Genomic DNA, 22,422 nt, shown 5'->3' on the forward strand with positions numbered 1-22,422 from the left:
TTTGATCGGTATCAGGAACACTTACATGATCGCTTGCCTGCGGCTGCTCTCCGCCCTCTGCCTCGCTGCCTTGCTGGCCGCTTGTGCCAGCTCGCCCTCGTCCAGCCTTGGCGACCTCCCCCGGACCCCGGATGCCAGTATCGAGCAACTGCTCGAACAGGCGACTTCCGCCAGTACGCCAGAAAAGGCCGCGATGTTGCGCCTGAGTGCGGCTGACCTGGCCTATCGCCAGAACAACCCTGGTCGTTCGGCGCAGATTCTTGCGCAGGTGCCCCTGGATGTCCTGAAGCCGGCTGCGCAAGTATTTGCCAGCACCCTGTCGGCCGAACTGGCCATGGCACGCAATCAGCCAAAAGCGGCGTTGGCGGCCCTGAACCACCCTAGCCTGCAAAGCCTGAAGGACCTGCCGACCGAACAGCAGGTGCGCACCGGCACCGTGCATGCCCGCGCTTATGAAGCTGATGGCCAGACGCTGGCCGCCGCGCGCGAGCGAGTCGCCATGGCCCCGCTGCTGACGGGCGATGCTGCCGCCAGCAACCACGAAGCCATCTGGGCGCTGATTGCCGCACTGCCGGCCGAACAGCTGCAAGCCAGCGGCAACCCGACACTCGACGGCTGGATCAGCTTGGCCAAAGCGGTCAAAGGCGCCGGCACCCTGGAGCAACAACAGGCCGCCATCGATACCTGGCGCGCACAGAATCCAGGCCACCCAGCGGCAGTCAACCTGCCAACCCCGCTGACAAAACTCAAGGAACTGGCCAGCCAGCCCCTGAACAAGATCGCCCTGCTGTTGCCGCAGGAAGGTCCTTTGGCGGGAGTCGGCAAGGCACTGCGCGAAGGCTTCATGGCCGCTCACTACCAGGCCGAACAAGCCGGGCAGAAGCCGCCGGTCATCGAGTTCTATGACAGCTCGCGCCTGTCCTCCCTCGACGACTTCTACGCCAAGGCCCAGGCCGCCGGCGTGCAATTGGTGGTCGGCCCGCTGGAAAAACCGCTGGTCAAACAACTTGCTTCTCGCCCGCAACTGCCGATCACCACGCTGGCGCTGAACTACAGCGAACTGAATGAAAACCCGCCGCAGTTGTACCAGTTTGGCCTGGCCGCTGAAGACGAAGCCCGCGAAGTCTCGCGCCGCGCCCGTGCCGACGGCCTGCACCGCGCCGCCGCCATGGTGCCGCGTGGCGAATGGGGCGAGCGTGTCTACAAAGCCTTCCGTCAGGATTGGGAAGCCAATGGCGGCACCGTCGTCGGCGTCGAGTACGTTGACCAGCCGGTCGCCCTCGCCCAGCAAATTGCCGACCTGTTCCAACTGCGTAAAAGCGAAGGCCGTGCCAAGAGCCTGCAAAACACAGTGGGCACCGACGTCGCGGCGCAACCTTCGCGCCGCCAGGACATCGAGTTCATCTTCCTGGCTGTGACGCCGCAATTGGCCCAGCAGATCAAGCCGACCCTGAACTTCCAGTACGCCGGCGATGTGCCTGTGTATGCAACGTCCCACGTGTTCAGCGCCAGCGGCGACAAGAACCAGTACCTGGACATGACCAACGTCATGTTCTGTGAAACGCCTTGGCTGCTCAACACCACCGACCCGCTGCGCAACCAGGTTGCCGCGCAATGGCCACAGGCCAATGGCAGCCTCGGCCGCCTGTACGCGATGGGCGCCGACGCCTACCGCCTGGCACCGCGCCTGGGTCAACTGAAGGCGCTGCCGGACACACGCGTAGACGGCCTCTCCGGCAGCCTGGGCATCGGTGGCTTCCAACGTGTTGACCGCCAGATGCCATGGGCGAAGTTCGTCGGCGGCGACATCCAGCGTCTGCCGGACACCCCGCGCTGATGCCCGAGCGGTCCAGCGCACAAAGCGGCAAGGATGCCGAACTTCAAGCGCTCAACTATCTGCAACAACAGGGTCTGCGCCTTCTGGCGCAGAACTGGTTGTGTAAACGCGGTGAGCTTGATCTGGTCATGCTTGACGGCGATACAGTAGTATTCGTCGAAGTCCGCTACAGAAAACACGCACAATGGGGTGGCGCGCTCGCCAGTATCGACGGGCGCAAGCGTCAGAAGCTGATACTCGCCGCGCAGTTTTTCCTGCAAAAAGAGCATCGCTGGGCTGATTCCCCCTGCCGTTTCGATGTGGTTGCCATAGAAAGCACACCGTCTGGCCTCGCTGATCTGAACTGGCTGAAAGATGCCTTCGACAGCTGATTCAACGGACACCTTCACCACACACTTTTGCTCTTTGCTTTGCGGGCTGCACATTCCTGTGCCAAACAGCCGCGCTACTTAAGGTCACACAGATGGACATGCAATCCCGAATTCGCCAGCTTTTCCAGGCCAGTATCGACACCAAGCAACAGGCGATGGACGTACTTGCACCGCACATCGAGCAAGCCAGTCAGGTCATGGTCAATGCCTTGCTCAACGAGGGCAAAATGCTTTCGTGCGGCAACGGCGGTTCGGCCGGTGATGCCCAGCACTTCTCCTCCGAGCTGCTCAACCGCTTTGAGCGCGAGCGCCCGAGCCTGCCGGCCATCGCCCTGACCACCGACACGTCGACGATCACCTCGATCGCCAACGACTACAGCTACAACGAGATCTTCTCCAAACAGATCCGCGCCCTGGGACAACCAGGGGATGTGTTGCTGGCGATTTCGACCAGCGGCAACTCGGCGAATATTATTCAAGCGATCCAGGCCGCACATGATCGCGAAATGATTGTCGTAGCATTGACCGGACGCGATGGCGGCGGCATGGCCTCGCTGCTGTTGCCGGAGGACGTCGAGATTCGCGTCCCGGCCAATGTCACCGCACGCATTCAAGAAGTCCACCTGCTGGCGATCCACTGCCTGTGCGATCTGATCGACAGCCAACTGTTCGGGAGTGAAGAATGACCGTTAACCGCCTCAGCCTTTTGGCCATTACGCTGTGCCTCGCCATCAGCGGCTGCAGCACGGCAATCACTGCGACACGTGACACACCGATTCAGGATGACCGGGGCACACGTACCTTTGGCAGCACCATTGATGACTCGCTGATCGAAACCAAGGTCAAGGTCAACGTTGCCAAGGCCGCAACAGACCTGGGTAACGGCGCGTCGCGCATTGTGGTGACCAGCTTCAACGGTGTAGTACTGCTTGCAGGGCAAACACCGCGTGCCGACCTCAAGGCCCAGGCCGAACAGGCCGCCTCGAGCGTGCAACGGGTGAAGAAGGTTCACAACGAACTGCAAGTCATGGACCCGATCACGCTGCTGGCTATCAGCAACGATGCCTTGCTGACCACCAAGATCAAGGCGCAGATGCTCACAGATAGCGCCGTTCCAGGCTCGCGGATCAAGGTCGTCACCGACAACGGCATCGTTTATCTGATGGGCCTGCTGACCCAGGCGGAAGCCACTCGCGCAGCCAACCTGGTACAAAGCGTGTCCGGCGTGCAGAAGATCGTAAAAGTCTTCGAATACATCGACTGATGTAAACGCAAGCCACAAAAAAGGGCGCCGTGCATTGACTGCACGGCGCCCTTTTTATTGGCCAGGGTTTATTGGTACTGCTGGTACGGGTTGCCCTGGAACTGGTTGTTCTGCTGCGGCGCTTGTTGTTGCTGCTGCTGGCCTGGCTGACCGTATTGCTGGCCAGGGATCGGGCCGAGGTTGACCTCTACGCGACGGTTCTGGGCGCGACCATTCACGTCGGCGTTGCTGGCAATCGGGTTATCCGGGCCGGCACCGCGTGCGCTCAGGTTGGTCGGGCTGACACCTTGGGACGTCAGGTAGTTGGCCACGCTCTGCGCACGGCGCTGGGACAGGTCCATGTTCAACTGGCGGCTGCCGGTACTGTCGGTGTAGCCAACGATCTGAATGGTGTTCTGGTTGAACTGCTTCAGCGAGCCCGCCAGGTTGTTCAGCGGTGTGTAGAAGCTGCTGGAGATCGCGTCCGAGTTGGTGGCGAAGGTGATGTTACCCGGCATGATCAGCTTGATCTGATCGCCCTGGCGCTGCACTTCAACACCCGTGTTGGCCATGCTGGCTCGCAGTTTCTTTTCCTGCTGGTCGGCATAGTAACCATAACCCGCACCACCAAGACCTGCGACGGCGGCACCAATCAGGGCGCCTTTACCACGGTTATTATGGTCGATTGCGGCACCGGCCAAACCACCGGCCAATGCAGCCAGGCCACCGTACTTGGCGGTCTTGCTGATACCACCTTGCGAACCATCATTTGCCTGCCCCTGGCTGCCGTCGTAAGGATTAGGTGAGGCGCAACCGGACAACAAGGCTACGGCGGTGGCAACAACAAGAAGACGACGCGGAGTAAACATGAAGGGAGCTCCTACTTTTGCATTCTGTGGTGCAAAGGACATTGGCAATGGACCTGTGCCGGGTTTTGAACGCGACAAACGGTAAAAATTCCATGCCCGGCCAGCCCGCGCTCTACAAAGGTTGAGCACACTAAAACCCTAGCAGAGACTTCCTGAACGGAAATTGTCATTTTCTCTATAAGCCTCGTCGGACGGTTGCCATTTGGTATCTAGGCCCTGACAAACGGATTCTCACGCATCTCGTCCCCCAACCGCGTGTCCGGCCCGTGCCCGGTCACCACCGTCGCACCTTCATCCAGCGTATACAAACGTTGCTTGATCGAACGCACAATGGTCGCCTGATCGCCGCCCCACAGGTCGGTGCGCCCCACGCCGCGCTTGAACAATGTGTCACCGGCAATCAACAGCTTGGCGTCGGCAAACCAGAAGCTCATCGAGCCCGGCGTATGCCCCGGCGTGTGCAAGGCCACCCCGCAGCCACACGCCAGCTCTTCGTCATCTTCCAACCACCGATCCGGCGACGGCACTGGCGTATAAGGCACACGGAACATCTGGCATTGCATCTCCAGGTTGTCCCACAGAAATTGGTCTTCCTTGTGCAAGTGCAACGTGGCGCCCGTCTTCTCTTTCAACTGGCCGGACGCCAGGAAATGATCCAGGTGGGCGTGGGTATGAATGATGCTCACCACCTTCAGACCCAGCGCATCGAGGCGCGCCAGGATCAGCTCGTGATTGCCGCCCGGGTCGACCACAATGGCTTTTTTAGTGATTGGGTCGCCAATGATCGTGCAGTTGCACTGCAACGGGCCGACGGGGAAGGTTTCGCGGATCAGCGCGGTTTTTTGGTTATTCATGGGTGTTCCTGCAAGCTCTATGGCACATTCCACGCGCAGTATGGTTGAGCTTGCCCCTGATCCGGAAGAGAGCAGCCCGCAACACATCTACTGCTAAGCTGTCCAAGCGCCATTGAATCAGCAGCACCGTCCAAGACCGCAGCGCGTCGCGTTGGGAGCAACACTTATGGCGAATCAACGGGTCATCTGCGAACACTGCGACTGCGTGTATGAAAAAGTCACGCTCGCCAAACATCAAAAAGCCCTGTGCATACGCTGCGCAGGCGTATTGCAGCGTTACAACGGCCTGTCGGTGCAACAACGCCTCGCGTTGAGCGTTACCGCCGCCGTCCTGTGGACGTTCGCCAACTTCTACCCGGTGATGAGCATCAGCCTGCAGGGCTTGAACAACAGCGCGACCCTGTGGGATTCGGTGGTTGCGCTGAGCCTGGGGCCGATCACCTTTATTGCGTTGGTGGCCGCGATTTCCATCATCATCGCGCCGGTATTCCAGCTGGTGCTGCTGATCTGGGTCTTGAGTTTCGCCCTGTCCGGCCGGCGCTCACCCGCGTTCAAGCTGTGCATGCGCTGGCTGGAAGCCCTCAGGCCGTGGAGCATGTTGGAGGTCTGCCTGCTCGGCGCGATGGTGGCGGTGTTCAAGCTGGCCGGCATGCTCGACGTGGTGCCCGGCACCGGCCTGTTTGCGCTGGCAGCGCTGAGCCTGTTGCTGATCCGCATCGCCGGGCGTGATGTGCGCGATTTGTGGGACGTTCTATGAATTCGCCACCGACCGCCCGTGAACTCAACCTGTGCCTGTGCCACACCTGCGGCCAGCCCTGCGACATGAGCAGCGCGCCCACCGAGTGCGACCGTTGCGGCGCGGCCCTGCACCGGCGCAAGGTGCACTCGCTGACCCGCACCTGGGCCTACATGCTCACAGCGCTGGCGTTTTATTTTCCGGCGAACCTGTTGCCGGTGATGAATACGACGATGCTCGGCTCGGGCGCGGACAGCACGATCATGAGTGGCGTGCTGGAGTTCTGGCAGCACGGCGCCTGGGACATCGCCTTGATCATTTTCATCGCCAGCATTGCGGTGCCCGGCATCAAATTCGTGTCGCTGACACTGCTGCTGGTCACCGTGCAGCGCAACAGCCGCTGGGCGCGCAAGGAGCGCTCGAAGCTGTTTCGGTTTGTCGAGCTGATCGGCTACTGGTCAATGCTCGATGTGATCGTGGTGGCACTGGTGGCCGCGCTGGTGCAGTTCCAGGCCTTGGGCACGATCGAGCCGCGCCTGGGCATTTTGTTTTTTGGCTTGGTGGTGGTGTTTACGATGCTTGCGGCCATGAGTTTCGACCCGCGCCTGATCTGGGAAACCCCACACAACGAGGAGCACTTGGATGACGCCACACAACGCTGACAACCCTGCTGGCACATCGGCAGGCACGCCTGCGATCAAGACGCGGCGCTTCAGCGTTTCGCTGGTGTGGATCGTGCCGATTGTCGCGGTGCTGGTGGGCATCTCGCTGGTGGTTCACAACGTCCTGCAACAGGGCCCGACCATCATCCTTAATTTCAAGACCGGCAGCGGCCTGGTCGCCAACAAAACCGAAGTCAAATACCGCAACGTGGTGATCGGCCAAGTCTCCGACGTGGCCTTGAGTGATGACCAGAAAAGCGTCAACGCCACCATCAAGTTGGCCAAACAGGCGGAAAGCTTCACCCGCGAAGACTCTAAATTCTGGGTGGTGCGCCCACGCATCGGCGCCGGTGGCGTGTCCGGCATCGACACCTTGCTGTCCGGCGACTACATCGGTGCCGACATCGGCCAGTCCGACACCCGTGCCAAGCAGTTCAAAGGCCTGGAAAACCCACCGCCGATCACCTACGGCGAGCCGGGCAAGCGCTTCACCCTGCACACCCAGGGCCTGGGGTCGCTGGATATCGGCTCGCCGGTGTATTACCGCAAAATTCCGGTGGGCCAGGTGGTGGCCTATGAGCTGGATGCCGAAGGCAAAGGGGTGAACATCGAGGTGTTCGTGCATGCGCCCAATGATGTGTATGTCACCGAAAACACGCGGTTCTGGAATGCCAGCGGCATTGACCTGAGCGTCGGCGCCAACGGTTTCGCGCTGAAAACCGAATCCTTGTCGTCGATGCTGGCCGGCGGCATCGCGTTCCAGGCGCCGCCCTACAGCCCCAACGACAAACCGGCTGACGAAGACCATGCCTACGAGCTGTTCGACGACCAGCAAAGCGCCCTCGCCCCGCCCACCGGCAAAGGGCAATACATGGCCTTGCGCTTTGATCAGGCACTGCGCGGCCTTAAAGTCGGCGCGCCGGTTGAGTTCCTCGGCGTTGAATTCGGCAAAGTGGTGTCGATCAACCTGGACTACGACGCCAAGAAACGCAGCTTTCCAATCAACGTCGGCATCGTGATCTATCCACAATTGCTTGGGGAGGCCAATACCAAGCTGCTCAAGGCCACCAACCACGACCCCAACGATGAGGCCGGCGGCGTACGCTTGATCGGCACGTTTATCGAAAACGGCCTGCGCGCCCAGGCTCGCAGTGGCAGCCTGCTGACCGGCCAGTTGTACATCGCTCTGGATTTCTTCCCGAAAGCCGAGAAAGTCGCGTTTGACCCGAACCTGCGCCCGATCAACATCCCGACCATTCCCGGCAACCTGGAACAACTGCAGGTAAAACTCGAAGGCATCGTCAACAAGATCAATCAGCTGCCAATCGAGCGCATCGCCGGCAACCTGGATGGCAGCCTGGTCGAACTGCGCAAAGGGCTCAACCAGTTCAACGCCAAGACCCTGCCCGGCGTGCAGAGCACGCTGGGCGACGTGAGCAAGACCCTGCAGTCGGCCAATTCAACCCTGGCCGAAGACTCGCCGCAACGCGAGCAACTGACCCAGACCCTGGACGAACTGGGGCGGATGTCGCGCTCCTTGCGCGAGCTGTCGGATTACCTCGGCCGGCACCCGGAATCGTTGATTCGCGGCCGCCCCGACAACGCCGCGCCGACAGACCTGCAAGGGCCACCCCGCAAATGAGCACTGGAGCAGCCATGACGTTTCCGTTGAAGATCACCCTGGTCGGCGCGCTGCTGTTACTTGCAGCCTGCCGCAGCGAGCCGATTGCGTTCCACACCCTGACCCCGGTGCACTGGAATAACAGCACTCAAGCGCAGGCCAGCGATATCCGCATTGAAAGCATCAGCGTGCCGCCCCAGGTCGACCGCGCACAGATCGTGATTCGCCAAGGGGATAGTGGCGTGGCGATTCTTGAAACCCAGTGGTGGGCCGCAACCTTGGCCGATGAACTGAAAAGTGCGCTGGTGGATCAACTGGCCAACAGTCATTCCCGGCAGCCCGTATCGTTGCGCGTTGAAGTGCAGCGATTCGACTCGGTGCCCGGCCAATACGCATTGCTCGACGTGCGCTGGCGCCTGCGGCCCACCCTTGGCGGTGATGCTCAACCCCTGACCTGCCGCACCACCTTGCAGACGCCAGTGGACCCGAGCATAGACGACCTGGTAGTGGCGCATCAGAACAACCTCAAGCGCTTCGCCGCCCTGGTCAGCAAAACCGCCGACACGTCACTGAAAACGTGCCCGACTGCGCCGCAGTAAACCTGTGGGAGCTGGCTTGCTCGCGAAGGCGGCGTGCCAGCCAGCTCATGTGTCACTGACCCTCCGCATTCGCGAGCAAGCCCGCTCCCACAATTTTACCGAGTTCGGCGTTCAAACTTCTGTGCTCTGCTTTTCTGTGGGAGCGGCCGATTATCAGGCCAGCAAGCCCATCGACTTGGCGCGCGCCACCGCCTGGGTGCGCCGCTCCACGCCCAGCTTGCTGTTGATGTGGCTGGCGTGGGTTTTCACCGTGTGCAGCGAAATGAACAGCTGGTTGCTGATCTCCTGGTTTGAGCAACCCTGGGCGATCAGTTGCAGCACCGCCAGCTCGCGGGTGCTGAGGGTTTCGTGGGTGGGCGAGGTCTCGATGGCGGCCACCACCGGCAGCAGCGCCAACAGGCTCTGGTTGAGCAAGCCGTGCGGGTCTTTGCCGAGTTGCTCGCGCATCCAGTCCGGGTGGCTTTCCAGCAAGCGCTGGAACGGTTGCAGCGCGCCACCCGCTCCGGCCTCAAGTGCCTGGGCCAGAATCGGCCGCGCCTTGGCTTCCTGGCCACAGGCCAACAATAAATGCGCCTGCTGAGTCAGGGCCATCAAGGCAATCATCTGGCGCCCGCTGTTGTGCGCTTGCTGCGCCAGCTCTTCAAGACGCTGCAACGCGGCGGCGGGCTGGTGGCGGATGGCGTCAAGGGCGGCCTGTTGCAGCCCGATGTGTTGCGCCAGGTGCGGATGAAACTCCGGCGCGGCGGCAGCGTGCTCGCCGTTGTAGGTTTGCCCCAACCGAGCCAGCCATGCGTCGGCGAGGTCGGTACGGCCTTGGGCCAACCACAATTCGCATTTGATCAGGGTGATCATCGCCAGGTAGTAGATCGGCGGCACATCCCAGATGTGCATCAAGCGCTCGGCCTCGGCGAGTTCGGCGAAGGCTTTGGCAAAATCGCCGCGTCGCCCTTCGAAATTGGCGATCACGCAATGCCCGATCAGCACGCTGATATCCCGGCAGGCACGCGCTTCGCTCAAGCCGGCACGCAGGCGCGCCAGGCCGGCTTCGGGCTGATAACGCACCAGCAGCAAATAACCTTCGTACAGCGACAAGCGCGCACGCACGGCGTACAGCCGCTGGGGCGCCAGGCCTTGCAGGCGCTGCAGGCCTTGGCGGACTTCGTCGAGGGAGCGCAAAATTTCGCCACGCGCCTGTAAGACACGTGCTCGGTCGTAGTGGGCCAGCGCTTCAAACAGCGGGTTGCCGACACGCTGCGCCAACTCCAGGGATTCGCGATTCAGGCCGCGGGCCCGCCACAGGTCGGCGTCCACAATGGCCAGGTTGGACAGGGTCGACAGGCACATCAACCGCTGGCCGTAGCGTTTGTGCGGCAGGCTTTCCAGGGCTTCGCTGCAATAACGCTGGGTCAACTCGCGGTCGCCGCGCCCACGGGCAATGATCCCGCTCAGCGCCAGCCACTGCGCCAGCATCGATTTTTGCGCGGTGGCCGACGGCGCCGGCAGGAAGCGGCTGAGGTAGCCGGACAACTCTTCGGCCGCATCCAGCTGACACGCCAAGCCCAAGGCCCAGCTGTACAGCACGATCAAACGCGGCGTGCTGATCAGCAGGCTGTCGGGCAAGTCCATCTTCCAGCGCAGCAGCATGCCGACGTTCTGCTCGGCCAGCAGTTGTTCCTCCGAGAGGTTCTGCACCAGGTTCGCCGCCACATCGAGGTGGCCGGCGCGCAACGCCTGCTCCACCGCTTCGTCGATCAGGCCCTGGGCATTGAACCAGCGACAGGCCCGCAGGTGCAGGCTGGCTATCGGCAACGTGGCGTTACTGGCACGGCGGGTGCGCAGCAGGTCGGAAAACAGATGGTGATAACGATACCAATGGCCTTGTTCGTCCAGCGGCACCAGAAACACTTGATGGGCCTGCAAATAGCGCAGGATCTCGGCGCTGTCATGGGCTTCGCGCACGGCGTCGCACAGCTCGCTGCAAAAACGATCCTGGGGCGCGGTGTCGTACAGGAACGCCTGCACTTCAGCCGGCAAGCAGTCGATGACTTCTTCGAGCAGATAATCGCGAATCAGCCCTTCACCGCCGTGCAAGCTCTGCGGCAGCGCGCTTTCATTGCCGGCTTCGGACAAGGCCAGCAGCCAAAAACGCAGGCCCGCCACCCAGCCCTCGCTGCGCCGAATCAGGTTGTCCAGCGCCTCGCCGCGCAACGAACTGCTGTGCCGATCGAGCACGGCCAGCGATTCGTCGTGGGTCAGGCGCAGGTCTTGTTCGTGCAGTTCGAGCAGGTGCCGTGACAGCCGCAACCGCGCCAGGTGCCAGTCGGGGCGCTGGCGGCTGGTGACCATCACCACCAGCCCGTCCGGCAAATGATTGAGGAAAAATTGCAGGCAGCGATCCAGCACCGGGCCCTGGGCCAAATGGTAGTCATCCAGCACCAGCAATAACGGCGCGCGGGTGGACAGGTGCAGCGTCAGTTCATCGAGCAGGCCGTCGAGCCATTCTTCAAAGGCAAAGGGTTGGTGACGCTGGCGCATTTTCAGCAGGCCCAGGGATTGGGCGCCGATCTGCGGGAAGTACTGTTGCAAACCGTCGAGCAGGCGCTCGAGGAATCGGCCGGGGTCATTGTCCCGTGGGCTCAGGCCCAGCCACAGGCTTTGCCAATGGGCCGGCAAACTCTGGCAAAACTCCACCGCCAACGAACTCTTGCCGAACCCGGCGGGTGCGCTGACCAGCAACAGTCGCCCGGCAAGACCGGCACTCAGCCGTTCGCACAGGCGCGGGCGCAGCACATAGCCGTCAGGCAAAGGCGGCCTGTAAAAGCGTGCTTCCAGGGTTGGAATCACCGCGCTTGCAGGCCCTTGGATTCGGGACAGATCAGTCATCGCCGGGCTCTTGTAGAAGGCTGTTGTCGGCATTGCAGATGTCCGCAGACTAGCGGTAAAAGCGGCAGGTTTGTAGATCTTTGCAACAAATGTCTGAAAAAGACTACGACAAAAAATATCCAGCTGTCTGACTCAGGAATTCCCAACGCCCCAAATAAAATGCGGGAGCGGGCTTGCTCGCGAAAGCGGCGTATCAGTCAGCACATGTGCCACTGATACACCGTCTTCGCGGGCAAGCCCGCTCCCACACTCGAGGATGCGGCCTCAGTTAAAGCGGCTTAGCGAACCCCATCCTGGCGCAACGCCGCCGGGGTGAAGTCGCTGGTGGTGGCGGTGAAGCCGAAGTCATACGCCTGCTTCTCTTCGTTCTTCATGCCCAGGGCCAGGTAGCGGCCGGACTGCAGGTCGTAGAGGGTTTCGAGGGCGTACCACGGCACTTGCTTGTCGTAGTAGTTCTCGGCGTGGGCTTCGGCAACGCGCCACAGTTGGCCACGGCCGTCGTAGTGGTCGATGACTGCGGCTTGCCAGGTGTCTTCGTCGATGAAGAAGTCACGTTTGGCGTAGATGTGGCGCTGGCCTTCCTTGAGGGTGGCAACCACGTGCCAGACGCGGCGCAGCTCGTAGCGGGCCAGGTCCTGGTTGATGTGGCCGGCCTTGATGATGTCGGTGTACTTGAGCTTCGGATCGTCGACCTTGTAGCTGTTGGAGGCGATGTAGATTTCTTTTTTGCCTTCCAGCTTCCAGTCGTAGCGGTCCGGCGCACCGTTGTACATGTCGAGGTTGTCAGAGGTGCGCAGGCCGTCGGCCGCTGTACCCGGCCCGTCATAGGACACTTGCGGCGCCCGGCGCACGCGGCGCTGACCGGCGTTGTAGACCCACGCCGAACGCGGCTCTTTCACTTGGTCGAGGGTTTCGTGCACCAGCAGCACACCACCGGCCAGACGCGCCGGCGCGGTCACTTGCTGCTTGAAGTAGAACAACACGTTGCCTGGGTTTTTCGGGTCGTAGTCCTTCATTTTGTCGCGGAACACGAACTGGTCGCGGAAGTACACCAGGCTGAACGAGCCGTTGGTTTGCGGGGTCGCCTGGGTCACCAGACGGGTCACGCTGCCGCCGCGATAGCGGGTGATGTGGTTCCAGATGACTTCCACGCCGCTTTTCGGGATAGGGAACGGAATCGCGGTTTCGAAGTTTTCCAGGCCGTTGCCGCCGGACACCAGGTTGGTGTTGGTGGCGTTCTTCTTGATGGCGGCGAACACATCAGCCGGCACCGTGGCGCCGCGATGGGTCGGGTAGACCGGCATCTTGAAGGTGTCCGGGTAGCGCTTGAACATCGCGTACTGCCCAGGCGCCAGTTTGTCTTTGTACTGCTCGACGTTCTGCGCGGTGATGGTGAACTGCGGTTGTTCGCTGGCGTACGGGTTGGCCAGGAAACCCCGGGCGTCCACGGCGCCGGCATTGGTCGGCAACGGTGACCATTTGGGGATGGTGCCAGCGGCGTTACCGGCCATTTCAGCGCCCATCGGGGTCAGGGTCGTCCCCAGCTTGGCGGCTTCATCCGCCGAGACCGCCGCCATGACGTTGCTCGCCAGGATCGACAGCCCAAGCACACCCACGTGCAACAGACTTTTAGTTATTTTCATGCTCTGGTTCTTCCTGAAAACAAACTGCTTAAAGAGAGTGTGCTTAGAAGTTCACGCCGGCGCTCAGCGCGATGAAGTCGCGGTCATCCACCGTGGTGAACTTGCCACCAAAGAAGTTGGTGTAGTTCAGGCTGACGGTGTAGGTGTTCTGGTACTCGGCATCGACACCCAGGCTGACGGCCTTGCGACCCTCTTCAAAGTTGCCGCCAGGGCCTGGCGAATAACCTTTGACGTCATGTGACCAGGCCACGTTGGGCTTGAGGTTCACACCGGCAAACACATCCGGGTACTCCCAGATGGCCCGGGCGCGGTAACCCCAGGACGTGGCCGTGGTGTAGCCATCGTTGTTGCAGTTGGTGTTCAGGCCGGACGCATTAGGCAGGCCGGCACCCTGAGCGGTCGAATTGTTCAGCGCGTTACAGAAGCCGCCCGGCAGGCTGCCAGGGCCGAAGACCGGATCACGCCCATAACGTGCCTCGTTTTTGCTCTCCAGGCCGCCCACATGGGTTACGCCGATTTCGCCCACGGTGGTCAGGCGGGTGGCGCCCATTACCTGGTCGAAGAAGTGCGTGAAGGTGGTCTGGAACTGGGTCACTTCCTTACGGTTGTAGCCGTGCAGGTCCTGGCCCGGTGTGCCCTTGAGCACCGATGCATTGCCAAAGCCCGGAATTGGCGTAACGCCCGCATACAGAATATCGGTGGTGCTCAGTTGTACCGGCGCGTTTGGCCGGTAGCTCAGTTCACCACTCCAGGCGGTGCCGGTAGGCAGCGTGGTGGAGAAGCTCAAGCCGTAGAGGCGGATATCTTCCGGGTACTCGACGAAGTACTGGGAACTGCCAGCCACGATCAGCGGACGCAATGCCGCCAGCGGCCCCAGCGGACGGGTGTAGGCCGAGTTAGGCGCACCTGTCGCGCTGAAGATCGGCGCACGGCTGTGGTAGTTCATGAAGTACGCGCCGAATTCGGTGTCCAGCGGTTCGAAGTTGTAGTGCATGGCCACGCCGAACTGGCCGCTGTCCCGTGCATCACGGTCACCGCCACGTTTTACCAGCACGCCCTCATTGTTCACGTCCACGCCCAGCGCATTCAATGTCGGCAAGGCCGCGCCGGGGATGGTGGAGCGCTTGTTCAAGACGCGCAGGTTATTGCTGCAACCGTCGGCAATCACGTCGGGCTGGGAGAAGAACGTGCCGCAGTTATCCACAACCGTCTGGTCCCACTCCAGCTGGTAGAACGCCTCTGCGGAGAGGTTGTCGGTCAGGGTCTGGGACACATAGAACATGTTGACCGGAATCAAGCCCTCCTTGATCTCGGCGCCCGGCCGACGGAATGCAGACACGTCGATCGGGTTGATGGAGTTGATACCGCCGCCAATGAAAGTACTTTCACCCCAGCTCACCACCTGCTTGCCAAGGCGCACGTTACCCGGCTGATCGGCAATGGTGTAGTTGTGGTAGACGAATGCATCAAGGATCTGCCCGCCGGAGGACTTGGCGCCTTCTTTGCGGTTGTTGTTGCTGACGTTCTTGAAGTCCAGGTCTTCGTTTTGCAGGGCAAAGTCGTACCAGTACTTGCCCCGCACAAAGATACCCGTGTCGCCGTATTTCAATTCAAGGTCGTGGATACCCTTGAAGATCTTCGAGAAGGAATCGCCCTTGTCGAAGTTCAGATGGCCGTCATCAGAGGTCTGCGACAGCCCCTTGCCACCGTTGTTGGCACCGATCAGGTCTTTATTTCGACCTGCAGTCGACCAGCTCGCCCCCACCGACAGGGATGAGTCAAAGCTACCTTCGATTTCACCGATATTGAAACTGACGCCGAATGCGGGCCCGGCGAGCGTAGAAGCGAGACTGACGGCCAGGGGCAGTCTTGCCCGGCGCCAGAACTGGTTTACTGAGGTCATCGACGCTACTCCATGTGCATTATTGTTATGGCAGTGAGTTCTGTCTTCTGGATGCATGTAACGGCCGGAATACAACGATTCCAATGCCGAACGGCAACCGAGCCCCCATGGCCCGAAGCACAACATCCTTGAAAAACTCTGAAGGGGACTATAGCCAGCGGGGGGTATCGCTTGATCCCTCTAAAGTGTGATTTGCATCACCGACCCGTCTGCCACAACCCTTTCGCCACGCCAACGAAGGTCGGCGGGGCAAGGATGGCTGAAAATTGGCAAATCACAAGTGAAGGCGCGAGATAGAGCATTGCCGCGCCCGAACGGGCGCGGCGCAAGGCGTCAGAGGGTGGAGAGGAAGGTGCTGTTGTTGGCCTGCCATTCAATGATGTCGATACGGATACGTTTTTTGTCGAGTTTTCCTACGCTGGTCTTGGGAATTTCCGTAACAACGGCGATCTGGCTTGGAATCGCCCACTTGCTCAAATGGCCCAGTTCGACGAAAGGCTTGAGGTGTTCCTTGAGCTCGCGAGCACCTATCACATGGCCATCACGCACTACCAGCAACGCAAACGGGCGTTCGCCCCACTGCGGGTCGGCGATGCCCACCACCGCTACTTCGCGTACCGCCGGGTGGCGGCTGACCAGGTCTTCGAGGGCCAGCGAGGAAATCCACTCGCCACCGGTCTTGATCACGTCCTTGATGCGGTCGCGAATATCGATCACGCCAAATGCATCGAGGGTGGCCACGTCGCCGGTGTGCATCCAGCCGCCTTCCCACAGCTCGGCGCCTTTTTGCGGCTCGTTGTAATAACCCTCGGTCAGCCACGGCGCGCGCAGCACCAGCTCACCTTGGGACTCGCCGTCGGCGGGCAGGAAATTACCCTCACTGTCGACAATCGCCGCCTCCACCAACGGCCCAGGCACGCCAGCCTTGATGCGGTAGGTGGTGCGCTCGTCCTCGGTGCCGGCCATCAGCTCTTCGTTGAGGTGGGCGCAGGACACCAGCGGCCCGGTCTCGGACATGCCATACGCGGCGGTCAGTTGAATGCCACGCGCCTTGGACGCTTCATACAGCGTGCGATTGAGCGCGCTGCCGCCGATGACGATTTTCCAGCCGCCAAAATCCACGCCTTGGGCGGCCTTGGCGTTGAGCACCATTTGCAGGATGGTCGGCACGCAGTGGGAGAAGGTGACCTTTTCCTTGCGCCACAACTCCACCAGGTATTCCGGGTCGTAGCGGCCGGGGTAGACCTGTTTCAAGCCGAGCATGGTTGCCACATACGGCAGGCCCCAGGCGTGTACGTGGAACATCGGCGTGATCGGCATGTACACGTCGTTGGTGCCCAGCAGGCGCACACTGTCGACGCTGCCCATGATGGTCGCCACGCCCATGGTGTGCAGCACCAACTGGCGGTGGGTGAAGTACACGCCCTTGGGGTTGCCGGTGGTGCCAGTGGTGTAGAAGGTAGTGGCGACGGAATTTTCGTCGAAATCCTGGAAGTCATACTTGGGGCCGGCGGCCGCCAGCAGGGTTTCGTACTCGCCTACCAGGTTGGGCAGTTCGGCGGTCCTGGCGTCGCCGTCGGTGAGCAGCAGGGTCTTGTCGACCGTGGTCAGGTGCCCGGCGATGGCCTGGTAAAGCCCCACGAACTCACTGTTGACCAGCACAAAGCGGTCCTCGGCGTGGTTCATGGTGTAGAGAATCTGTTCCGGCGACAGGCGCACGTTGATGGTGTGGATCACCGCGCCGATCATCGGGATGGCGAACATGCATTCCAGGTAACGGTGGCTGTCCCAGTCCATCACGGCAACGGTGTCGCCGGCCTTGACCCCGGCTTCGGTGAGCACATTGGCCAGGCGCGCCACGCGCTCGATCAGGGTTGGGTAGGTGTAGCGCAGTTTGTCGCGGTAGATGATTTCCCGGGTCTTCTCGTAACGCGCCCCGGACATCAGCAGGCGTTTGATCAACAGCGGGTATTGGTAAGCGCCTTCGGCGGGCGGGATAACACGGGTCTGCAACATACGAATCCCTTATCTGACTGCACGGTCTTGGCTTGAAGACCTGCACTTTAGAGAGCTTATGTGTCAGCCAAATCAGCCAAAGGAATGATTTGTAGAGGCCAATGAATGCTAGCTTTGAGCCAGCACTGGAGCCTTACACAGATCCATTTTGAGCTGTGGTGACTTGGGAACCGTGTTTACTTCATGCTGGTAAACGCCAACTTCACCCCAATCGCAATCAACACCGCGCCCATGGTCCGATCAAACCAATGCCCCATCCGCGCAAATCCCGCACGCACGCGCTGCTGGCTGAACAGCATCGCCACCAGGCAGAACCACAGCGCCGTCGCCACCGCCAAATACACGCCGTACCCGGCCTGGATCGCCAGCGGCGTGTGCGGGTTGATCACCACGGTGAACAGCGACAGGAAAAACAGCGTGGCCTTGGGGTTCAAGCCATTGGTCACAAAACCTGCGGTAAAGGCCCCGCGCGGGGTGCGCTCGCCCGCTTCACGGTGCAACTCGCCCTCGGCGACCGGCTTGGCCGGCTGCGCGCGCAAGGCTTTGAAGCCGATGTACAGCAAATACGCGGCGGCGGCCCATTTCAGCGCGTTGAACAGCACGATGGACTGCGACACGATCAAGCCAATCCCGAGCAACGAGTAACCCACGTGCAGGAAAATCGCCGAACCCACGCCCAGCGCGGTCCAGGTGCCGGCGCGGCGGCCATGGGTGACACTCTCGCGCACCACCACGGCGAAATCCGGGCCGGGGCTGGCCACTGCCAACAAGTGAATCAAGGCTACGGTCAAAAACTCGGCGGCGTACATGCTCACTCCATTAAGTAACTGATTATTTCATCTGATAGGCTCGGCAGATTACGCCTTCGAACCCTGTCGCAAAAGGTACAGTTGATGACGAACAATCGCCGCGCCGTCTTCCTTGATCACCCGTCCCTGGACCTGGGGGACCTCGACCTCAGCGAATTGCGCAACAGCTTCAGCGACCTCCAGCTGTACGCGCATACCACGCCGCAGAATGTGATCGAACGCCTGCAAGGCGCTCAGGTGGCCATCAGTAACAAGATCGCGCTCAACACCGAAACCCTGGAAGCCTGCCCCGAGCTCAAGCTGATCCTTGTTTCAGCCACCGGCACCAACAACGTCGACCTCGACGCGGCCCGCGCCCATGGCATCACCGTGAGCAACTGCCAGGGCTACGGCACGCCGTCGGTGGCGCAGCATACGATCATGCTGTTGCTCAACCTGGCGACGCGACTGAAGGACTACCAACGCGATGTGGCTGCCGGCAAGTGGCAAGCGGCCAAGCAGTTCTGCCTGCTGGATTACCCGATTGTCGAGCTGGAAGGCAAAACCCTTGGCCTGCTCGGCCACGGCGAACTGGGCGGTGCCGTGGCACGCCTGGCCGGAGCCTTCGGCATGCGCGTGGTGCTCGGCGCGATTCCGGGGCGCCCTGCCCGTGCCGACCGCGTGCCGCTGGATGAACTGCTCGCGCAGGTCGACGCGTTGACCCTGCACTGCCCGCTCAATGAACACACCCGCGACTTTATCGGCGCCCGCGAGCTGGCACTGCTCAAGCCCGGCGCGTTTATCGTCAACACCGCGCGCGGTGGCTTGATCAACGAACAGGCACTGGCAGACGCCCTGCGCAACGGCCACTTGGGCGGCGCCGCCACCGATGTGCTGAGCGTTGAGCCACCGGTAAATGGCAACCCGCTGCTGGCCGGTGACATCCCCCGCCTGATCGTCACGCCGCATAACGCCTGGGGCAGCCGCGAAGCGCGGCAGCGTATCGTCGGCCAATTGGCGGAAAACGCCCGAGGCTTTTTCAGCGGCGCCCCGCTGCGCGTCGTCAGTTGATAAACTGCGCCCCTTTTCAAGGAGCAGACCATGGATCCGCGCAGTGAAGTACTGCTTCGTCAGGCCGAACTTTTTCAAGGCAACCTGCTGCTGGTAGGCTTGCCCGCCGACGATTTGCTCGGCCGCCTGCCCAATGCCCACGGCTGGAGCTGGCACGCCGGCGACCAGGCGGCGCTCGACGCACGCTTCCCGGAGCGCAGCCTGTTCGGCGTCAACGTGCCCGAACGCGGGTTTGATGCGGCGGTGATTTTCCTGCCCAAGTCCAAGGACCTCACCGACTACCTGCTCAACGCCGTGGCCGCGCGCTTGCCCGGCGCCGAGCTGTTTCTGGTCGGCGAGAAAAAAGGCGGCATCGAAAGCGCCGCCAAGCAGATGATCCCGTTCGGCAAGCCGCGCAAGCTCGACAACGCGCGGCACTGCCAACTGTGGCAAGTCACCGTGGCCAATGCGCCGCAAGCGGTCGAGCTGGAAAGCCTGGCGCAGGTGTTCGACGTGCCGTTGGCCGAAGGGCCGCTCAAGGTGGTGAGCCTGCCGGGCGTGTTCAGCCACGGTCGTCTGGATCGCGGCACCGAACTGTTGCTGGAACACTTGGACAAGCTGCCCAGCGGGCACTTGCTGGACTTTGGTTGCGGCGCCGGTGTGCTCGGGGCGGCGGTCAAGCGTCGCTACCCGCATAACACGGTGACGATGCTCGACGTGGATGCATTTGCCGCCGCCAGCAGTCGCCTGACATTGGCAGCCAATGGTCTGGAAGCCGAAGTGTTGAGCGGTGACGGCATCGACGCCGCGCCGATGGGTTTGAACGCGATTTTGAGCAACCCGCCGTTCCACGTCGGGGTGCATACGGATTATTTCGCCACGGAAAACCTGCTGCGAAAAGCTGCGAAACACCTGGCAAAAGGCGGCGAACTTCGCTTGGTCGCCAACAGCTTCCTCAAGTATCAACCGCTGATCGAAGAGCATTTGGGCGTGTGTGCAATCAAGGCCGAAGGCAATGGTTTTCGCATTTATCGTGCCAAACGCGGCTGATGGCTTTTTGAAAAAGAAGGCTTGCCGAATGGGTTTTGCCTAGGCAGAATCCGCTCCGTCCTAGGGGAGTAGTCTCCCACGAGCGCCATGCTCGTCCGGCATACGTCAACATACTTGGTCAACAGACCATGGCGTATGCGACCCAGGAGTCCGCACAGACGGACCGGGGTTTGACAAGACCTATGACACGCACACCTTACCCGGGGCGGGAAGGCTGTACGTGTCATAGCCGTGTCGACCCGCCCCTGGAAACCTACCTGATGCTGGATTCATTACTCGTTCCTACCGCAATCGTTGCCTTGGCCGAAATCGGCGACAAGACGCAGCTGCTCGCGCTCATCCTGGCCGCACGCTTTCGCAAACCCTGGCCGATCATCGCCGGCATCGTCGCCGCGACCCTGGCCAACCATGCGGCCGCCGGCGCCGTGGGGGCCTGGTTCGGCAGTTTCTTCTCGGATGCGGTGTTGCACTGGATCCTCGCGGCGAGCTTCTGTGCCACGGCACTGTGGACCCTGGTGCCAGACAAACTCGACGATGACGAAGCCAGTACCACGCGCAAGTTCGGCCCGTTCCTGACCACGCTGATTGCGTTCTTCCTCGCCGAAATCGGTGACAAGACGCAGATCGCCACGGTGATGCTGGCGGCGCAATACCCTGAGCTGTGGCTGGTGATTATCGGCACCACGCTGGGCATGCTGATTGCCAACGTGCCGGTGGTTCTGGCGGGGAATTTTGCGGCGGAGAAACTGCCGTTGACGTTGATTCGCAGGCTGGCGGCTACGGCGTTCTTCGTCCTGGCGGTGGTGGCGGTTTACAAGGCCATGCAAAGCAGCGGCTGGATCTAGATCGACCTGATCGTTCCCACGCTCCGCGTGGGAATGCATTCTGTGACGCTTTGCGTCGCGCCTTTAAGAGCGGACGCAGAGCGTCCAGAGCGGCATTCCCACGCAGAGCGTGGGAACGATCAATCAGGACTTTTTGGCCTGCTGATACAACGGCATCACCTTCGGAATCGCCGCCTGCAACGAGGCGATTCGGCTGTCGGATGCCGGGTGCGTGCTCATGAACTCCGGTGTCCCGCCCTGGGAAGCCTTGGCCATTTTGTTCCACAGACTGATGGCTGCGTTCGGGTTGTAACCGGCACGGGCCGAGAGCTCCAGGCCGATCAGGTCCGCTTCGTTCTCGTTGCTGCGACTGTTGGGCAACGTCAGGCCGTATTTAACGGCAGCATCACCTAGCGCCATACTGTCCTGGCCCAGACCCAACAAGGCTGAGGCGCCCTGCTTGGCCATTTCGATACCGTATGCTTTGGACATGGCCTCACGGCTGTGCTCGCGCAAGGCGTGGGCGATTTCATGCCCCATCACCGCAGCCAACTCGTCATCGGTCAATTTGAGGTCGTCGATCAGCGCGCTATATACGAATATCTTGCCGCCTGGCCCGCAGTTAGCGTTGATCTCGTCGCTTTTGATCAGGTTCACTTCCCATTGCCACTGCGCAGCGTCCGGGCGGAACGCCGGCACCTGCACGATCAAACGCTTGGCAATCGCCTGCACGCGCTTGGCATTGGCACTGGTCTTGTCGACGACACCTTTACCACTCGCCTCGCCCAAGGTCTTTTGATAGGACTGGGCATACATCTGGTCGACTTCCTGACTCGACAACAGGCTGTACATATATTGCTTTCGCTCAACGCCAACTGCGCCGCCACTGGTGGTGTTGACCACCTGGCAACCCGCCAGGAGCAACGCCGCCGCCAGCCCACTTACCGCCAATGACTTCTTCATGAACACGCTCCCTGAAAACATGGCGCGTATCGTAGGCGCTCATGTGTATCTGCGCCAGATACACAAGACGTGTAACCGCTAACTTTCAGATACATCCCACATACCTACAACGGCGGCGAACAGCCCATTTGCGACATCCGGCACTATTTCACCGGCCCGGCCTTAAGCCTCCCGCGCTCGTGGCCGATACAAAAAAGGCAGCCCATCTGCCCTTGCGCCCGGAGCCTTCATGAAATTCAAGTCGATTCAGTTTTCTGTCGCCGCACTGACCGGCGCCATCGTGCTGAGTGTGGTCGCGGTGCTGGTGCTCTACGCCGTGTTTGCCGGCGCGCGCACCCAGGAACTGGTGCAGGAACGCACCCAGGCGCAGTTCGAGCAGATCATTGAGCAGCGCCTTACGGCATTGGCGCAAACCCAGGCCACGCTGATCCAGCGTGAATTGGAAGCACCGCTGGTGACCGCCAAAGGCCTGGCCACCGCCAACGCCCTGCTCGGCATGAAAGGCGCCAA

The 22,422-nt window shown here is 61.2% G+C and carries 19 protein-coding genes and 1 riboswitch; of the genes, 11 read left to right on the forward strand and 8 right to left on the reverse strand.

Annotated elements, in window-relative coordinates:
* Positions 1-25 precede the first annotated feature (25 nt).
* The 4 genes from HX783_RS07490 (at position 26) to HX783_RS07505 (ending at position 3,472) form a co-directional block, all read left to right on the forward strand.
* Positions 26-1,837, forward strand: a complete 1,812-nt coding sequence (locus tag HX783_RS07490; protein ID WP_177016478.1) for a penicillin-binding protein activator — start codon at positions 26-28, stop codon at positions 1,835-1,837.
* A complete protein-coding gene (locus HX783_RS07495; protein ID WP_159954299.1) occupies positions 1,837-2,208 on the forward strand; it encodes a YraN family protein in 372 nt (123 codons plus the stop codon). The genes HX783_RS07490 and HX783_RS07495 overlap by 1 nt, the downstream gene beginning before the upstream one ends.
* A 92-nt stretch (positions 2,209-2,300) precedes the next feature.
* Positions 2,301-2,894, forward strand: a complete 594-nt coding sequence (locus tag HX783_RS07500) for a phosphoheptose isomerase (protein ID WP_003216190.1) — start codon at positions 2,301-2,303, stop codon at positions 2,892-2,894.
* Entirely contained in the window at positions 2,891-3,472 is a 582-nt protein-coding gene (locus HX783_RS07505) for a BON domain-containing protein (RefSeq protein WP_177016479.1), read from the forward strand. The genes HX783_RS07500 and HX783_RS07505 overlap by 4 nt, the downstream gene beginning before the upstream one ends.
* A gap of 68 nt (positions 3,473-3,540) precedes the next feature.
* Here HX783_RS07505 and HX783_RS07510 read toward each other — a convergent pair whose 3' ends face one another.
* Positions 3,541-4,320: an OmpA family protein gene (locus tag HX783_RS07510; protein ID WP_159954297.1), complete on the reverse strand. Its 780-nt coding sequence runs from the start codon at positions 4,318-4,320 to the stop codon at positions 3,541-3,543.
* Positions 4,321-4,529: 209 nt separating this feature from the next.
* On the reverse strand, positions 4,530-5,174 hold the full coding sequence (locus tag HX783_RS07515; RefSeq protein ID WP_177016480.1) for an MBL fold metallo-hydrolase: 645 nt from the start codon (positions 5,172-5,174) through the stop codon (positions 4,530-4,532).
* Positions 5,175-5,340: 166 nt separating this feature from the next.
* Here HX783_RS07515 and HX783_RS07520 point away from each other — a divergent pair, with 166 nt between their 5' ends.
* Genes HX783_RS07520 through HX783_RS07535 form a run of 4 tightly spaced genes read left to right on the forward strand, consistent with a single transcriptional unit; the run spans position 5,341 to position 8,792 of the window.
* Positions 5,341-5,931: a paraquat-inducible protein A gene (locus tag HX783_RS07520; RefSeq protein WP_159954295.1), complete on the forward strand. Its 591-nt coding sequence runs from the start codon at positions 5,341-5,343 to the stop codon at positions 5,929-5,931.
* Complete coding sequence (locus HX783_RS07525; protein WP_177016481.1) at positions 5,928-6,572, forward strand: paraquat-inducible protein A; 645 nt, start codon at positions 5,928-5,930, stop codon at positions 6,570-6,572. Before HX783_RS07520 ends, HX783_RS07525 begins: the two co-directional genes overlap by 4 nt.
* Positions 6,553-8,214, forward strand: coding sequence for an intermembrane transport protein PqiB (locus HX783_RS07530; RefSeq protein ID WP_177016482.1), 1,662 nt, complete (start codon positions 6,553-6,555; stop codon positions 8,212-8,214). Before HX783_RS07525 ends, HX783_RS07530 begins: the two co-directional genes overlap by 20 nt.
* A gap of 14 nt (positions 8,215-8,228) precedes the next feature.
* Positions 8,229-8,792, forward strand: coding sequence for a membrane integrity-associated transporter subunit PqiC (locus HX783_RS07535; protein WP_177016483.1), 564 nt, complete (start codon positions 8,229-8,231; stop codon positions 8,790-8,792).
* A gap of 153 nt (positions 8,793-8,945) precedes the next feature.
* Here the strand turns inward: HX783_RS07535 and HX783_RS07540 are convergent, their stop codons facing one another.
* The 5 genes from HX783_RS07540 to HX783_RS07560 form a co-directional block, all read right to left on the reverse strand.
* Positions 8,946-11,675 carry a LuxR C-terminal-related transcriptional regulator gene (locus HX783_RS07540; protein ID WP_177016484.1) on the reverse strand — a complete coding sequence of 910 codons (2,730 nt, stop codon included), beginning with the start codon at positions 11,673-11,675 and terminating at the stop codon, positions 8,946-8,948.
* A gap of 278 nt (positions 11,676-11,953) precedes the next feature.
* On the reverse strand, positions 11,954-13,318 hold the full coding sequence (locus tag HX783_RS07545) for a DUF1329 domain-containing protein (protein WP_159954290.1): 1,365 nt from the start codon (positions 13,316-13,318) through the stop codon (positions 11,954-11,956).
* A 43-nt stretch (positions 13,319-13,361) separates the two neighbouring features.
* Complete coding sequence (locus tag HX783_RS07550) at positions 13,362-15,221, reverse strand: DUF1302 domain-containing protein (RefSeq protein WP_177016485.1); 1,860 nt, start codon at positions 15,219-15,221, stop codon at positions 13,362-13,364.
* A gap of 333 nt (positions 15,222-15,554) precedes the next feature.
* Complete coding sequence (locus HX783_RS07555) at positions 15,555-17,237, reverse strand: fatty acid--CoA ligase (protein WP_177016486.1); 1,683 nt, start codon at positions 17,235-17,237, stop codon at positions 15,555-15,557.
* A gap of 176 nt (positions 17,238-17,413) precedes the next feature.
* Positions 17,414-18,046: a LysE family translocator gene (locus HX783_RS07560; RefSeq protein ID WP_016978297.1), complete on the reverse strand. Its 633-nt coding sequence runs from the start codon at positions 18,044-18,046 to the stop codon at positions 17,414-17,416.
* Between the two features lie 84 nt (positions 18,047-18,130).
* Between HX783_RS07560 and HX783_RS07565 the strand changes: the two genes are divergently transcribed.
* The 3 genes from HX783_RS07565 (at position 18,131) to HX783_RS07575 (ending at position 20,970) form a co-directional block, all read left to right on the forward strand.
* Complete coding sequence (locus tag HX783_RS07565; protein ID WP_177016487.1) at positions 18,131-19,096, forward strand: 2-hydroxyacid dehydrogenase; 966 nt, start codon at positions 18,131-18,133, stop codon at positions 19,094-19,096.
* Between the two features lie 30 nt (positions 19,097-19,126).
* Entirely contained in the window at positions 19,127-20,125 is a 999-nt protein-coding gene (locus HX783_RS07570) for a class I SAM-dependent methyltransferase (protein WP_177016488.1), read from the forward strand.
* A gap of 51 nt (positions 20,126-20,176) precedes the next feature.
* A riboswitch (yybP-ykoY riboswitch) is annotated at positions 20,177-20,296 on the forward strand.
* A gap of 89 nt (positions 20,297-20,385) precedes the next feature.
* Positions 20,386-20,970 (forward strand): TMEM165/GDT1 family protein, encoded by a 585-nt coding sequence (locus tag HX783_RS07575; protein ID WP_016974259.1) that lies wholly within the window; start codon positions 20,386-20,388, stop codon positions 20,968-20,970.
* 123 nt (positions 20,971-21,093) lie between these two features.
* Here HX783_RS07575 and HX783_RS07580 read toward each other — a convergent pair whose 3' ends face one another.
* Positions 21,094-21,912: a M48 family metallopeptidase gene (locus tag HX783_RS07580; protein ID WP_177016489.1), complete on the reverse strand. Its 819-nt coding sequence runs from the start codon at positions 21,910-21,912 to the stop codon at positions 21,094-21,096.
* Positions 21,913-22,422 lie beyond the last annotated feature (510 nt).

It is taken from the genome of Pseudomonas sp. D2002 (assembly GCF_013385735.1).
GTDB lineage: Bacteria > Pseudomonadota > Gammaproteobacteria > Pseudomonadales > Pseudomonadaceae > Aquipseudomonas.